Source organism: Bdellovibrio bacteriovorus, from assembly GCF_002208115.1.
In the GTDB taxonomy this organism is placed as follows: Bacteria; Bdellovibrionota; Bdellovibrionia; order Bdellovibrionales; family Bdellovibrionaceae; genus Bdellovibrio; species Bdellovibrio bacteriovorus_C.
In genome coordinates, this window is the sequence record NZ_CP020946.1 from 1,352,254 (window position 1) to 1,365,826 (window position 13,573).

General features: G+C 50.7%; 12 protein-coding genes. 8 read left to right on the forward strand and 4 right to left on the reverse strand.

Going from position 1 to position 13,573, the window contains the following annotated elements:
* Positions 1 to 9: 9 nt before the first annotated feature.
* Together B9G79_RS06575 and B9G79_RS06580 are read right to left on the reverse strand one after the other, a co-directional pair.
* Positions 10 to 1,653, reverse strand: a complete 1,644-nt coding sequence (locus B9G79_RS06575; protein ID WP_088564811.1) for a BNR-4 repeat-containing protein — start codon at positions 1,651 to 1,653, stop codon at positions 10 to 12.
* A complete protein-coding gene (locus B9G79_RS06580) occupies positions 1,653 to 2,495 on the reverse strand; it encodes a hypothetical protein (RefSeq protein ID WP_232469231.1) in 843 nt (280 codons plus the stop codon). Before B9G79_RS06580 ends, B9G79_RS06575 begins: the two co-directional genes overlap by 1 nt.
* 464 nt (positions 2,496 to 2,959) lie before the next feature.
* Here B9G79_RS06580 and B9G79_RS06585 point away from each other — a divergent pair, with 464 nt between their 5' ends.
* From B9G79_RS06585 to B9G79_RS06610, 6 genes are all read left to right on the forward strand, one after another.
* Positions 2,960 to 4,735, forward strand: coding sequence for a hypothetical protein (locus B9G79_RS06585; RefSeq protein WP_232469232.1), 1,776 nt, complete (start codon positions 2,960 to 2,962; stop codon positions 4,733 to 4,735).
* A 3-nt stretch (positions 4,736 to 4,738) separates the two neighbouring features.
* On the forward strand, positions 4,739 to 5,416 hold the full coding sequence (locus B9G79_RS06590; protein WP_088564812.1) for a hypothetical protein: 678 nt from the start codon (positions 4,739 to 4,741) through the stop codon (positions 5,414 to 5,416).
* Between the two features lie 25 nt (positions 5,417 to 5,441).
* Positions 5,442 to 6,854 carry a hypothetical protein gene (locus tag B9G79_RS06595; RefSeq protein WP_088564813.1) on the forward strand — a complete coding sequence of 471 codons (1,413 nt, stop codon included), beginning with the start codon at positions 5,442 to 5,444 and terminating at the stop codon, positions 6,852 to 6,854.
* A 10-nt stretch (positions 6,855 to 6,864) separates the two neighbouring features.
* Positions 6,865 to 8,124: a hypothetical protein gene (locus B9G79_RS06600; RefSeq protein ID WP_088564814.1), complete on the forward strand. Its 1,260-nt coding sequence runs from the start codon at positions 6,865 to 6,867 to the stop codon at positions 8,122 to 8,124.
* A 92-nt stretch (positions 8,125 to 8,216) separates the two neighbouring features.
* Positions 8,217 to 9,230, forward strand: coding sequence for a hypothetical protein (locus B9G79_RS06605; RefSeq protein ID WP_088564815.1), 1,014 nt, complete (start codon positions 8,217 to 8,219; stop codon positions 9,228 to 9,230).
* Positions 9,231 to 9,282: 52 nt separating this feature from the next.
* Positions 9,283 to 9,762: a YceI family protein gene (locus tag B9G79_RS06610; RefSeq protein ID WP_088564816.1), complete on the forward strand. Its 480-nt coding sequence runs from the start codon at positions 9,283 to 9,285 to the stop codon at positions 9,760 to 9,762.
* A gap of 45 nt (positions 9,763 to 9,807) precedes the next feature.
* Here B9G79_RS06610 and B9G79_RS06615 read toward each other — a convergent pair whose 3' ends face one another.
* A complete protein-coding gene (locus B9G79_RS06615; RefSeq protein ID WP_088564817.1) occupies positions 9,808 to 10,443 on the reverse strand; it encodes a hypothetical protein in 636 nt (211 codons plus the stop codon).
* 9 nt (positions 10,444 to 10,452) lie between these two features.
* The gene (locus tag B9G79_RS06620) at positions 10,453 to 11,616 is read right to left on the reverse strand and encodes a hypothetical protein (RefSeq protein ID WP_232469233.1); all 1,164 of its coding nucleotides are present in this window, start codon (positions 11,614 to 11,616) and stop codon (positions 10,453 to 10,455) included.
* 79 nt (positions 11,617 to 11,695) lie between these two features.
* On the opposite strand from B9G79_RS06620, the gene B9G79_RS06625 reads away from it, so the two are divergent.
* Together B9G79_RS06625 and folE are read left to right on the forward strand one after the other, a co-directional pair.
* Positions 11,696 to 12,373 carry a PilZ domain-containing protein gene (locus tag B9G79_RS06625; RefSeq protein WP_088564819.1) on the forward strand — a complete coding sequence of 226 codons (678 nt, stop codon included), beginning with the start codon at positions 11,696 to 11,698 and terminating at the stop codon, positions 12,371 to 12,373.
* Positions 12,374 to 12,438: 65 nt separating this feature from the next.
* Positions 12,439 to 13,167 (forward strand): GTP cyclohydrolase I FolE, encoded by a 729-nt coding sequence (gene folE, locus B9G79_RS06630; RefSeq protein WP_088564820.1) that lies wholly within the window; start codon positions 12,439 to 12,441, stop codon positions 13,165 to 13,167.
* Positions 13,168 to 13,573: the final 406 nt, after the last annotated feature.

The window sequence follows — 13,573 nt, forward strand, 5'->3', positions numbered from 1 at the left end:
GAGCTTTTTTTATTTGAAATCCTTGTCATTGACCAGGAACCAGTTTTTGCCCTGGTCCTCTGATTTCAACAACGCCGAGTTCAGCATCGGGGAGGTGTTGATGGCCTCACCACTGGGTGATTTAAAGTAATAAGGCGCATAGGGGCGCATCTGGCTGTATTCCAGATACAGGTTGCCTTTGCGGTCCATTGTCAGCACCTGATAGTAATGGGTGTATTCCTGAGCATTCGGGTATACCAGAATTTTAGGCTCGGACCATTTCCAGTTTTTGCCGCTGTTGTCAGGCTCTGCACTCTGATAAGCCAAAGCACCGAAGTACTCAAAATCAAATACGGATTTGTCATGGGCCCACAGGCGGTAAGCCAAGTGCAGGCGGTTCTGGGGATCAATCACCAAAGACGCATAAGTTTGGCTGCCACCCTTAACGCCCGGGATATTGAAATTCGCAGAGTAACCACTGTCCGTGGTGTTCACATATTCTGACGGGCTCCAACTGTCGATAGAATCCGGTTTCAAACTTCTTGTATACGTGAAGTGAGCGCCATGCGCGCCCCCAATGACGTGCAAAGTGCCATCCTGACTGCGCACGATGGCCGGCTGATTGTGACTGTCATTCAGTGGCCAGGTTTTCAGGATCTCGGTTTTTTTGAAGTTGCGCGTTTTCACGTCCACTTCCGCAATCCAGATGGCAGAGTAGGGATTACCGGCTTTGTCAGGCTTGGAGTTCGTCACTCGGCCACGCTCGTTCTTTTCCATTTTGTGATCCAGCGTTGCTTCAAGCCAAGTGATAAAGTACTTGTCTTTGGAACGCAGGATTTTAACGCCACTGCCACTGCGATAGCCGATGGGCTGGGCATTTTCAGACAGCACCACAGGCAGATCCTTGACCAGTTCGCCTTGTTTGAAATGGGTCATCTGGAAAGTCAGTTTGCCGACGGTACCTTGCCAGTATTCAAAACCGCGTTCATAGCCCGGCGCTTTTCCCGTGGCTTGATAATACAAAAAAGCCGGAGGACCGGGCAGGGCTTCCACCGAGGTGGGTCTTTCCAGGTCATACCATTCAGGCAAAGCGCTTTCAGTCAGAAGATTCAAAGCCTTCCAACTGCGACCATAGTCTTTGGAGTAGGCCACGACATAACTTTTCTCAACGCCATCTTTGATTCTTAGGGGCGTGTACATGATGTCGTCCCGGTCAAACACCGCCATCTTGGGGTCCCACAACAGATCCTGGCGGTTGGCTCGGGCCAGTTCATCGACATTGGATTTCGGGTAAAGGTCCTTCAGAAAATCTGATCCCAAACCAAGTTCAGTCCAGCCACCCCCGTCATAGCGGACAAAACCCGTGGTCAAGGCCGTGGTCTGACTGCGTTCATGCTGACGCAAGTAAGCGCGGTTCTGACTGTCAAAAGCAGGAATGTAAACTGGAAAACCCGGTGTCCAGTGAAAGACGTTTCGTTCGTGCTGGGATTCCTGAAAGTTATAGGCTTCTGCAGCGGTGTTGAAGCTGTTCAAACCGCTTTTAGGCAAAGCCGGAAGTTTAATGGGAGTGAATGTGCGGCTGGTGGAGGCAAAGTCGGCCTGGCCTTCTTTGTCGTTATAGTATGCCGAAACCGCGATAAAGGCGATCAAGAGGAAGAAGACGACCTTCTTCATTAGAACTGCCAGCCCCATCCTGCGCGGATGATGATCTGATTCGCAGACGAGGTGTTGTTATCCGGGAACATGGCATAATCCAGTTGTACCGGAATAAAGCTTTTGCGATCCAGATGATAGTCCAGACCCAAAGAGCCCACGATGGTTTGATTCGTGCTGATTTTGCTGGTGTCCAAAACGTTACTGGATTTGCCAATGGCGAACAGGAAGCCCAGACCGCCGCCAACCCAGGCGTCCATCTTGGTGTTGCGAAGGTAAGAATAGCGCACCAAAGCCTCTACCCCCAGATAGCTGATGTCGACGGTACAATCAGAACCTGAGCAACTGACTGTGGAAGAGCTGCCTTTGGCGCTCAGGGTTTCATAGCCCCCCAGAATGCGCGCGCTGATGTTTCCATCCAGTGGCATCTGATAGAATGCAGAAGCATTGATGCTGCTGCCGCTCAAAGCCACCGAAGAGCTGGAGCTGGGTTTCACCGTCATGTTATTCATGGCGTAACCTGCAGTCACACCCCAGGATGATTTGCTTTTGCCGGGTTTTTCCGGAGCGGCGCTTTTGGCCGTGGAAGCCGCTTTGGTCCCGCCGATCTTGGCAACAGTCAGGTCCGCCGTCATTTGTCCTTTGAGGACTGCCGCAACAGCTTTGCCATTTTTGATTTGTTTTACTTCAAGCAGGGCGCGGGCCTTGCCTTCAGCATTGCGGGCCCCGAGTTTGTCGCCAACCTGAAGGTCTTCACCTTCCATGTCGATCAGGGCGCGATCACCTTTAACGACGACAGTTTTAAGTGCCCAAGCTGGTGAAACCAAAGATGATATCAATAGTGTTGCAATCAAAAATCTCATAATGACTTTATCGACAAATTGAAACGGAACTAAAGGAAAAGATGTTCCCCAAGGCGGCGGGGACGGGCGGCTAAATGGCGAAAAAGCCTCTGAAAAACATGGGTCCACAGCCTAGGTGTATCGCAATGATGCATTCGCGGAAGCAGGAATCAGCTTTTTCGTTCTTGGGGAACATTTAGTTTTCATCCTTCCGGAGCATAAAAGTGTCTCATGCAGGGATTCATGGATCCTGTCTTCAGATACTTAAGCCCTTTCAGAGGGCAAAAGTGTTTCACTGTGAATCATCGTCAATGTCTTCTACAGGGAAATCCGGACAAGTTTTTCTGTCCGGAGCATCACAATTTTTCCCAAATTAGACGATAATGTAATCACTCAAGGGGGAATTGAGTATGAGGGGCTACAAATATCTTGTTGTCGTGGCGTCAGCGTTTTCTATTATAAACGCTCATGCTGCAGAGTCAGACATGCTTAAGGCCAAGAAACTCTACGAGAGAATGACCGGCGTTAAGGTGTCTTCCACCAAGCCCGAACTGAAGAAAGTGGCGGAGTTCATTGCGAACGGGGACACTCGTGGTGCAGCGAACTATATTACCGGCACTTCAGACTTTCTGAATGTTCAGATCAAAAATCTGTCTTTGAAGCTTTCAAATAAAGATGAATCCGTGAAAGTGCCTTTCAACGACTTCTCGGCGTTGATCGTTGGTGTGGTTCGTGATGGCAAGGATTTCCGTGAAATTCTGACGGCTGATTATTATTATGACGTGAAGGGCGTAGCCAACGAGACTGATCAAAGAACCCGCATGTTCAATCAGGCCAACTATACACCGGTTGAAACGTCTTATATGAATCTGCAGACATCCCTGGTTCAACAACCGCGCCAAAAGATGGTGAAGTCCGCGTGGAGCACGCCTTATCTGCAGTCTGAGAAAAACTATGAGATGGTCAGTCTGGATAACAATCCTGAACCAGCCGGTGTGTTTACGACCCGCACCTTTGCGGAAAGAAACCTGAGCGGTGGTACCAACCGTCGTGCCGTTGAGTTTTCTTTGAAACAGTTCCTGTGTGTGTCCATGGCGGAAGCGGCGGATTCTTCGGCTTCTGACCAATACGTGGGCCGTGATGTGGAGCGCTTCCCGGCAGGGGATCACAACAAATATCTGACCAGCTGTAAAAGCTGCCATTCCGTGATGGATGGTATGCGTGGTGCCTTTGCAAAGCTGGATTACACCAATTTCACCACGGGTGGTGCGACCGGCACATATTCCCAGATGAACGGGGACTTCTTCAATCAGCATGGTATCCAGCAGGAATACAACACCTACAGCACGAACTTTATTACCCCGGCAACAAAGGATATTTTGCCTGATCTGGAGATCAGACAGGAGAATTCCACTTGGTACAAGACACGTCTGGCTTATTTGATGAAACGCGGGGACACCGAGGCCGTAGCGCGTGGCAAGTTGGATCCGACGTTGAGCACGATTCGCGATCCGGCGATTGCAAATGCAATGGCGGCAGATTTCAGTGCAAAAAAAGCCGCCTTCCTGGAGGACTTGAAGGCGAACCGTGCGGTTGATGCCTATAAAACTCAATATGTTGCGGGCTGTCTGAACAATTTGGTGAAAGCTAATACCGATGTGGCCGAACAGCGCCGTCTGTTCCTGATCTGCAATCTCGACAACAAAAAAGAAATGTCTGTATTGTACGAACACTATGATGCGTATTTGACTGCGGCGAAGACAGCCGATACGGAAAAAACCCGTCTGTTGGGCAAGCTGGTCAACAGAGGCAAGCCGGCTCCGATCAACCTGGTGACACCTTACCTTGAAGCCCGTGAAGAACTGCGTTTGTTCCCGCGCAACGCTTTTGATTCCAGCACGGGTGTTGCGGCAAAAATGAACAAAGGCAGCTATCCTTATGGTTTTGTTGTCAGCAGCGATAACTTCGTGAACAACGCTGTTTTGGGCAGCAAATCTACGTTCTTTGGCTGGAGAGGCAGCAATGCCGGTGGCGGCCAGGGAGTGAAGGATTTCGGCAAAATGCTTTCTCAAAGCCGTCGTTTCAGTCAGTGTATGGCCAAACGCGTTTACGAGAGCGTGTGCCTGAAAAAACTTGAATCCACCCAGTACACGACGCTGGTTCGCCTGGGGGATCGTTTCGAAGCGGTCAATTATAATCTAAAAAGTCTTTATACTGAAGTCGCCCTGGACCCTGTCTGTGGCGTGGTGAAAGAGGAGTAGGCCATGAATGCGAAAAGAAAAATTGGCGCAGTGATCGGTGTGAGCTTCTCTTTCCTGTTTGTGACGATGGGCTTTCAAAACTGTGCTCAACAGACTGATTTTGCAAGTCTTGAGGAAGTCACTTTGAATGGTGGCAGTGTTGATGGCAGCAATAACAGTGTCAACAACAAGCCCCAGTCGGACATCGATGGGGCGCCGGTGGATGCAAAGCAAACGCTGGAATCCATGATGTCACTTCTGAATCTGAAAAGTTCGGATATCAACATGACGCTCGTGAATTCCGAGATCAATTATCGTCGCAATCTGCTGGTTCCGGCCAATGATCTGACGCTGGTAAATTCACCTAGCATTATTGCCACGACGTCTTTGGCGGGCGTGGTCTGTCAGCAAGCGGTGACCAAAGAGAAAAAAGGCCCTCGCGATATCTTTAAGTACCTGGATTTTGCCAAAGGGCCGGGTACTTACGGTAAAATGGGTGCCATCAACACTTATATTCTGATGATCGACCGCTTCTGGATGCGTAAGCCTTCCAGCGATGAGCTGGTTTACATCACGCAGGCTGTGGATGAGTACTACAGCACGTTGAATTCCACGGCACTGGGGAGTGCTGCGGAAACCGACAAGCTGGCTATCTTTATCTGTTCAGGCATGTTGTCCGTGCCAGAATCTTATTTGCTGTAACGGACGACGGGGATTTGGGGGGAAAATGAAAAACGATAAACTGAAAAAAGTTCTTGATGAAAAGACCGACATTTCCAGCCTGAAACTGTCTCGCCGCGAGTTGCTTGAGACAGGCGTTCTGTCTTTCGCCGCGCGAGTGGCCGTGCCTGGCGCCGTGACATCCATCCTGACAATGGGCAGTCAGGCGGAGGCTGCTGACAATGCTTCGATGATTCCGTTTGTGACCCTGGGATTGAGCGGTGGCGCTGCTCTTCATGGGAACTTTGTCGTAAAAGACAAAGGCGGCAGTCTGCTGAGTTCTTACAACAAACTGGGCCTGGGTAAGGCCGGCTTCGGCACTGAAAAAGTCATGGGGGCGGATTTTGCCACCAGCTCTCAGCTGCATAAAGGCATCAAGTCCGTCGCTTCTGCAGCAACGCTGGGCAAAGCCCGCCTTGTCGCTCTGTGCACGGACACCGCTAACGACACCAATGGTCAGGCGGCTCTTCGTCCTTTTTATGATCTGTCTGGTCCTTTGGAGCGCGCCGGTCTGATTGGTAAAGTTTTACCGGGTGTGCATCAGGGCGCCAGTGCGGAAAATATTCGCCCGGTGTTTTCTTCTCCGAATTCCACTTTGGAGTTGGCGAGCCTGGATAACATGTTTGGTGCCTTGAACTATTCAAACACTTTGGCGGATTCGAAATTGTTCAATGCAAATCAAAGACGCAGTCTGGCTTCATTTGTTGCCAAGATGACCAAGTCCCAGGTGGCAAAACTGAACTCAAAAAATGACGGATTGAAAGTGGCTTTGCAGGAAGCCGGTATCAAGTCCGGAGATATCATTGCGGCGGGCGGCGCTTCGGGTGTCGATCCACGCAAAGATGCGATCGTTCAGAATGTTTATAAAATCAATACCTCCACGGCAAGCAACAATGCCACTGCAATTACGGCAGGTGTTGTTTACAATGCCCTGAACGGAAATATCGCGCACGGGCGCATTACTTTGGGCGGTTACGACTATCATGCTCCGGGAGTGCGTACGGCGGCGGATGCGAAAGACTTCGCTGCAGGTGTGCAGATCGGCAATATGCTGGAACTTGCCAGCCAGATGAAAAAGCCTTTGTTTATCATGGTCACAACTGATGGTGCTTGTTCCTCCGAAGTGTCGGACTCGCCAACTAGCATCTGGTCCAGTGACTATTCGTCGTCACTGCAGTTCATTATTGCCTTTGATCCAAGTGGCAAAGTGACTTCCAGTGGTACCCAGATCGGTCATTACCTGAGCGATCAAAGTGTGGATACGTCCACGCTGGTAGGATCCCGTCCGGACTATGTGGCGGCGGCGATTCTGGCGAACTATTTGAATTTGAATTACAAGATGGGGATGTTCAAACAACTGGCGCCGGCCACCTTGCAGGCGGACGACGTAGAAAAAGTTGTTAAACTTCACGTAGCTTAAGGGGAAGCGAATGAAGAAACTTCAATCTTTGAAGGCTCTGGGGGCTGTATCCGGGGGACTGATCCTGGTTGTGGCATTCCAAAACTGCGCTCAGAGTCTGGGCGAAGGTTTTCAGATCGACACGCAGACCGTGAAGCTGGTCAATCAGGGCAGCTCGGGTTTGACGGGTGGATCCACGGAAGAAGAAGGGGATGAAGGTGAGCAGAGCACAGGTGATATCTGTGAAGATCAGCTTTATGCCAAGTTCGGTTCCGGTTATTATACATTCCTGAAAAACAACTGCGCGGGCTGCCACAATGGTGAGCACGAAGCACCGGCCTTTGCCTCCAAGAACTCTTTGATGTCCTATCAGGTGTTCAAGGATAAAGGTTACGTGGCGATTTCAGACAATGCGATCAATCCGGCGCACAATCCCCCTTACACAGGTGCGCACCACAACGGTGCGATTTCAAGCTTGAAGGCGGAATGGCAGGCGGCTCAGACGTCTTATCTTTCCTGTAAAGGTGATGACGGCGTCGATAAATCCGTCATCACAGCCAATAAATCCAATGCAGCCATCGTTAACAGCAAAGGCACCCCTGCCACCTGGACGAAGCTGGAATGGAATTACAGCACGGCAGCAGACCTGCCCGCAAAAGCCACGACGTTCCCATTGAAGATTTCGGTGGAGTTGCAGGTTGCAAAAGTCGGTGGAGTTGAAGTCGGATATGCGGCTCGCAATCCCACGATGTCCATCACAACCGGCACTGCGAAGTATCGTGTGAAGGGTCTGTTCTTCTATGTAAATGACAAGATGCTGGATTCGGCGACTGTATACCGCAGCATTAATGCCGTGGTTTGTCCGGGAACACCGCTGGCGCTGGCGCCAGTAGGGAATGCCCAGCTTCTGGTGCAGAATACAACCAAAACAACAGATAAGTTTGCCCTGCAGTTCACTTCCATTGAAAAAGCCGAGTCCACCGCGACATGTGGAACCGGAAGCAGTGTGGTGGTGCCGGTTGATGAAGCTCCGGCAAACGTGACTTATGCGATGCTCGTGGGTTCGGATACAAAAGTAAATGTGTTTAAAACTCAGTGTCTGAGCTGTCACTCGGGCGCGGGCGCAGACGGCGGGCTGGATCTTAGCAATTATGCGGCTTCCAAGGCGAAGTCCGGTGTGATTATCAAGCGTATTAATGACGCGAACTCACCGATGCCACGTTCGGGTCTGATGTCTTCGCAGATGAAGGCCATCGTGCAGAAATGGGTGGATCTGGGGATGCCAAACTAGTCTCATATTGAGACAGGAAAGCAAACACGGAAGCCTTGGGTTCTTCGTGTTTGATGCCGATAAGAGTTTTGTATGTTTTTGGGGGAGTTCGAATGAAGCTAGGGGTTTTAAAGACCGTTGCGGTCGGCAGTGCGGGGTTGGCGATGATTCTGGCGTTCCAGAATTGCAGCGACTTTGCTTTGCAGGATCAGGTTCTTTATGAACAGGGGATCTTTGATTCCCGCGAAGCCCTGGATCAAAAATCCCTGCCAAAACTTTTGTCTTCCACTGAGCTTTCTTTCTGGTCCAAGCCCGGCAATCCTTCCTATGTCAACAAAGCCCTTTTTATGGCGGATCAACTGTCCTTCGTTGTGGCACTGGATACCAGCATGACGGGGAAAGTTTTTTCAGTGTCTGCGGGAGCCAATCAAGAGGATGCTTATATCAACATCGCTGCGGGTAAGATCCGCGTGGTGCGTGCGGCTCCGGATGCCAGCAATATCGCTTATATGGAAGTAAACCTTCCCAGCAGCGGCAGCAAGATGGTGCTGGCGGCAGGTTTTGGTGTGAAGCCCACCGAGATGACCTTGCAGGTGAATGGCGTGGTGCAGACGGCTGAAATTAAAAAAACCGGAACTCCCGGAGACTTCGCCTTCACCGTGAAAAGTGTGGCGACCGGTGGTACGAACGGTCAGATATACGAGTATGTTGTGTATGGCGGCTCAGCCACTGACGGTCTGGCGTTGAGCAAGGGCGAACTGAATGTGATGTCCCGCTATGTGGCGACCAATAATCTGATTGAAAATGTGATCTTTGATCCGGCGTTGATCAACGAAGGCAAGGAAGTGGTGGAAGAAAATCCAAAATTCCTGGCGGCCAAAGCAGTTATCGATTCCAAATGTCTAAACTGTCACAATAGTTCTTCTTACGGAGACTTCCGCAACCTGACGGAAACCAAAGCGCTTTCGCGCGGCCTGGTGAAAGCCAAGGATCTGGCGGGATCAAAACTTTACTATCGCCTGTCAGGGGCCACAGTGGGGCCGGGAACTCGCAATATGCCGACGTCGGGTTCTATGTCAGCGGCAGAGGTTCAAGCCGTGGCTGACTGGATCAACAGCATTGAGTAAGTCATTTAATATGTTTTTAAAACAATCACCAAAAGTAAAAGGGGTAGGGCAAATGAAATTTGTTGCAGCATTGATTGTCACAATGGGTATTTCCACAGCAGCGATGGCGCAAAGTGTGGTTCTGGATGTGGTTTTGAATCCGATGGGGGATTTCAAAGGCAAAACTTCTGACGTCAAAGGTCAGGCCGTGGTGAACGGTGACGAAGTTTCCGCTGAAAACATTGTTGTGAATCTGAAAACCTTGAAAACCGGCGTAGAGCTTCGTGATAAGCATACGCAAAAGCATCTGGAGACAGAAAAGTTCCCAGAGGCGGTTTTGCTTTCCGCAAAAGGTAAGGGCGGCAAGGGCACGGGTAAGATCAAAATCCGTGGTATTGAAAAGGACATTTCCGGGGTTTACAAAGTGGAAGGCAAGACTTTGAAAGCGAAATTCAAGTTGAAGCTGAGCGACTTTGGCATCGAGGACATCAACTATATGGGTGTCGGTGTTGAAGACGAAGTGACCCTGGCCGTGACTGTTCCAGTAAAATAAATAAAAAAAGGCCCCTGAAAAGCCTGAAAAGGGGCCTTTGTCTTTTTAGAATCGGTAGTTCACGCCGATTTTCCAAAGGGTGGATCCTTCCGTCAAAGGACCAATCCCGGTATAGAAATCCCACTTCTGAAACATGCGAATGTTCAAGTCGGCAATACCCGTGACGTTCAGGCTGCGGCCCGAGTCAATGGTCTGCGTGCTGGTTTCTTTCGGCCAGTCGATGTTTTTATAAAACAACATTCCGGTCACACCGGCATTGATTCGTCCGGACAGACGGTAAAACACGCGCGGGGAGATCCCGTAAGTGGTGAAGGCCACTTTGTCTGCAAGATAAGGATCCGCATCAGATCCACCGTTGGAACGGCCCGCCCCGATGAAGGCACCGGCGCTCCAGCCCCAGCGATAGTAGGTGATTTCTTTCATGATGGTCACTGTGATGGCATTATAGTTGGCAGGCACCTTGGTGTTGGTGATGCCGTCTTGAACGCGCAGGGTTTCATCCCACTGCAAAGTGGAAAGGCTCAAGCCCCAGTTTTCACGTGCGCGAACCGCCGGTTTTTTGGCGGTGGTTGTTGCCGGCGCAGCTTCTGCCGCCGGAGTTTCTTCGGTCTCGGCCTCTTCCTGGGCCAGAACACTCTGAGTCAGTAAAGAGGCGATTAGTACAAGCATCCATTTTTTCATATGCGTCCCTTAGTAGGAAATATGGATCTGCCCCTGCAGAGCCCAGGCATCATCGACACCACCGGTGTCCGAATAGGTTTTTCCATTGGTGGCCATGGCACGGAACTCTGTGCGTGGCAGCGGGAACATCAAAGCCCCCAGACTCCATTTCATCGCCTCCGCCGAGGATTTGTTAATGTCGCCTTTGGTGTGTTCCAGAATCGACAGGAAATTATAACCACGATTGATTTCAACCATGGTTTGCACGATCGCATAGGTTCCCAGCTCGGCTTCAGAATCCGCAATCTTGTCCTTTTTCTGGCGCAGACCAAATTCACCCATGATCGCAGAGCCTTTGGAAAGCCCCATACGCGTGGTCAGGGCCGCCAGATTCCACTGTTGCAGGTCACTTTGGGAAGTCAGCACAGAGGCGCCGACTTTGAACTTTTCATAGACCTGGTATTCACCGGCCACCGAGAAGCCTTTTTGTTTTTGCGGATCTTCCTGGGCAGCGTTGCCAAAGAACGCATTCACAGCCACGTCCCAGTCCGGGTAGGTGAAGTGACCAATCACTCCTTGAGACTGGTCAAACTGCCCCAGAGTGATGGCTTTACGGCTGACCGCCGAGTGATCGACGTTGCGGATGCCGTAAGCTTTATCCATCTGACCCACATACAGCCAGAAGTTGTTGCTTTGTTTCCAGCGCAGATAGTATTCACGCATGAACCAGGTGTTGGTTTTTCCGTAATAAGGCTCCACGCCGGTGTAGGAAACGGTTGTGATCAGCGCATAGTTCTGTTTCTTGTCCAGGAAGAAATTCAGATTCACATCATTCTGCATGTTGATGTAGCGCTCGGTGGAAGCCTTGGCACCAGGATCCATCTGCAACCACAGACCACGGTATTTTAGACCCGGGCGCACCCACCATGGCAGCTTCTTTTTACCCAGAAAGCCGGACATCTCGGCGATTTCCTCTTCTTCCATGGATTTCGGAAAGACCTGGCGGGACGTGATCTCGGTGGCAAACAGGGCACGACCGTAGTCATTCAAAGCGCCACCCCCCAGACCGTTATAGTGGCAGGTGATGCAGGAGGAATAGCTGTACCCGATAAAATCAGGATAGGCCTTTGCCTGACTGGTCAAAACAAGGGACGCAAGGATGAAAATGACGTGCTGAAAATTTATGTGTCTCACAATGAGAAATTCTAAGGATTGAAGCGAGATAATCAATAAAAATCTATACCCTGACTCGGCTCTAACCGATAAGTTTATCATGGAAACAAAATCACCAGCTCTAGAACGTCCTCGTGCAGTGGAAATGGCTGCCGCTGTGCTTATGTTCACGCCTGTGCTTGACCTCATCATGATGCAAAGAACCGGAGTTGCGGTGTTGAATTGGGTGGGTTGGGTGTCTGTATTCGGCGCCGGATTGACGCTCATGATCCGTCACAAGCTGTCCTGGGTCCTGGGGATGATCCTTTGTGGAATCTTTGTGATCAGCACGCTGGTCAGCCTGTTTAAGGGGTTTGGCGTGGTGGACCCGGCGATCAGCACCGCAAGGGTGCTGGATTGCCTTTTGGTGCTCTTTATCGTGGGCACGGTGTTTTCATTCTTCCGTTATCCTTACCTGGATCGTCGTCAGAACTGGTTTGCCCCGACGGGAGATCGTTTCGTCGTGGTGACCCCGGTTGTTTTGAACGGCAAAGTAAATGGCGAAACCGTGGATCTGTCCTATACCGGAGCTCGCATTTCCGTGCCGGAAGGCGTGGAGTCTTTCAAAAAAGACCAAGTGCTGACCCTGGTGCTGTCAGAGATCAACGATATTCAGTGCAAAGCCAAGGTCATCGATGTGAAGGACAAAGTCCTCAGAATCCATTTTGACGGTCTGTCTTCGTCAGAGAAAGACCTGCTGCGCCAATGGCTGGGCAGTCAAAATCTACAAAAAACATAATTTAAGACCTTTGAGCTTTGCGAACCTGCCGATTTTAGGGCATAAGTGGGCTTTTCGAGCAGGGAATAACGATGGCAAAAACAACAAAGAAAACCACCAAGAAAACCAGCAAAAAAAGTGTAAATGCAAAACCAGAATCTCAGTTCGCGGATGTCTCTGCATCCGTGAAGCAGATTTTGGAAAATGTCCGCCCAACTCCGATGATCCACAATGGTCTGACCAACGAAGAAAAGATCGAACGTATCACCGAAAAATTCACCGACATCATGAACACCCTGGGCTTGGATCTGGATGACGATTCTTTGCGTGAAACTCCAAAACGCGTTGCCAAAATGTACGTGAACGAAGTTTTCGGAGGATTGGATCCCAAGAAGTTCCCAAAAATGACCGTCATCGAAAACAAGATGAACTACGATCAAATGATCGTGGTGCAAAACATCGGTTGCCTGTCTTTCTGCGAACACCACTTCCTGCCAATCGACGGCTTCGCAACAGTGGCTTACATCCCAAATAAAAAAGTCATCGGTCTGTCCAAGATCAACCGCATTGTGCAGTACTTCTCCCGCCGCCCACAGGTGCAGGAACGTCTGACAAAACAAATCGCCGACTGCCTTCAATACATCCTGGGCACCGAACACATCGCGGTCCACATCAACGCAAAACACTACTGCGTAATGATGAGAGGCATCGAAGACACCTCCAGCACAACCAGCACGAGCGACCTAAGAGGCCACTTCAAGAGCCGCATGGAAACTCGCGAAGAGTTCCTTGAACACTGCCGAACCAAATACTAGCGGCTGGTGAAAAGGGCCCATCTGACTGCGTTGTCGGCGGGCCTTCTCGCTCCGACGTGCAGGGAGCACGCCTGCGCTGCGAGGGACCGCCTCCGCGTGGGCTACACCTCAAAATGCCCCTGGCATTTTGTGCATCTGAGCCCTTTTGACCAGCCTTGGTCTTGGGTGGGGATGGGGAAATAAAAACACGAAAAAAGCAAAAGGGAGTCTTTCGACTCCCTTTTTTTATGCGCATTTTAAGGTCGCATTGGATTAGTTGATTGAAGAGGGCAGAGGGAACGGAAGCGAGCCGGGAGACCGCCCGTAAGAGGGCCTTCGGTGGCGCACGATGCGCGAACCGGGGCAACGCCCCGGCACCGACTGAGCACGGATGCGTGCCCTCTGAAGCGGCGGACTCCCGGATTGA

Coding starts and splice junctions, on each gene's coding strand:
- B9G79_RS06600 (WP_088564814.1), top strand. CDS start 6,865: ATGAAGAAACTTCAATCTTTGAAGGCTCTGGGGGCTGTATCCGGGGGA.
- B9G79_RS06605 (WP_088564815.1), top strand. CDS start 8,217: ATGAAGCTAGGGGTTTTAAAGACCGTTGCGGTCGGCAGTGCGGGGTTG.
- B9G79_RS06625 (WP_088564819.1), top strand. CDS start 11,696: ATGGAAACAAAATCACCAGCTCTAGAACGTCCTCGTGCAGTGGAAATG.
- B9G79_RS06615 (WP_088564817.1), bottom strand. CDS start 10,443: ATGAAAAAATGGATGCTTGTACTAATCGCCTCTTTACTGACTCAGAGT.
- B9G79_RS06595 (WP_088564813.1), top strand. CDS start 5,442: ATGAAAAACGATAAACTGAAAAAAGTTCTTGATGAAAAGACCGACATT.
- B9G79_RS06575 (WP_088564811.1), bottom strand. CDS start 1,653: ATGAAGAAGGTCGTCTTCTTCCTCTTGATCGCCTTTATCGCGGTTTCG.
- B9G79_RS06585 (WP_232469232.1), top strand. CDS start 2,960: ATGCTTAAGGCCAAGAAACTCTACGAGAGAATGACCGGCGTTAAGGTG.
- B9G79_RS06590 (WP_088564812.1), top strand. CDS start 4,739: ATGAATGCGAAAAGAAAAATTGGCGCAGTGATCGGTGTGAGCTTCTCT.
- B9G79_RS06610 (WP_088564816.1), top strand. CDS start 9,283: ATGAAATTTGTTGCAGCATTGATTGTCACAATGGGTATTTCCACAGCA.
- B9G79_RS06580 (WP_232469231.1), bottom strand. CDS start 2,495: ATGAGATTTTTGATTGCAACACTATTGATATCATCTTTGGTTTCACCA.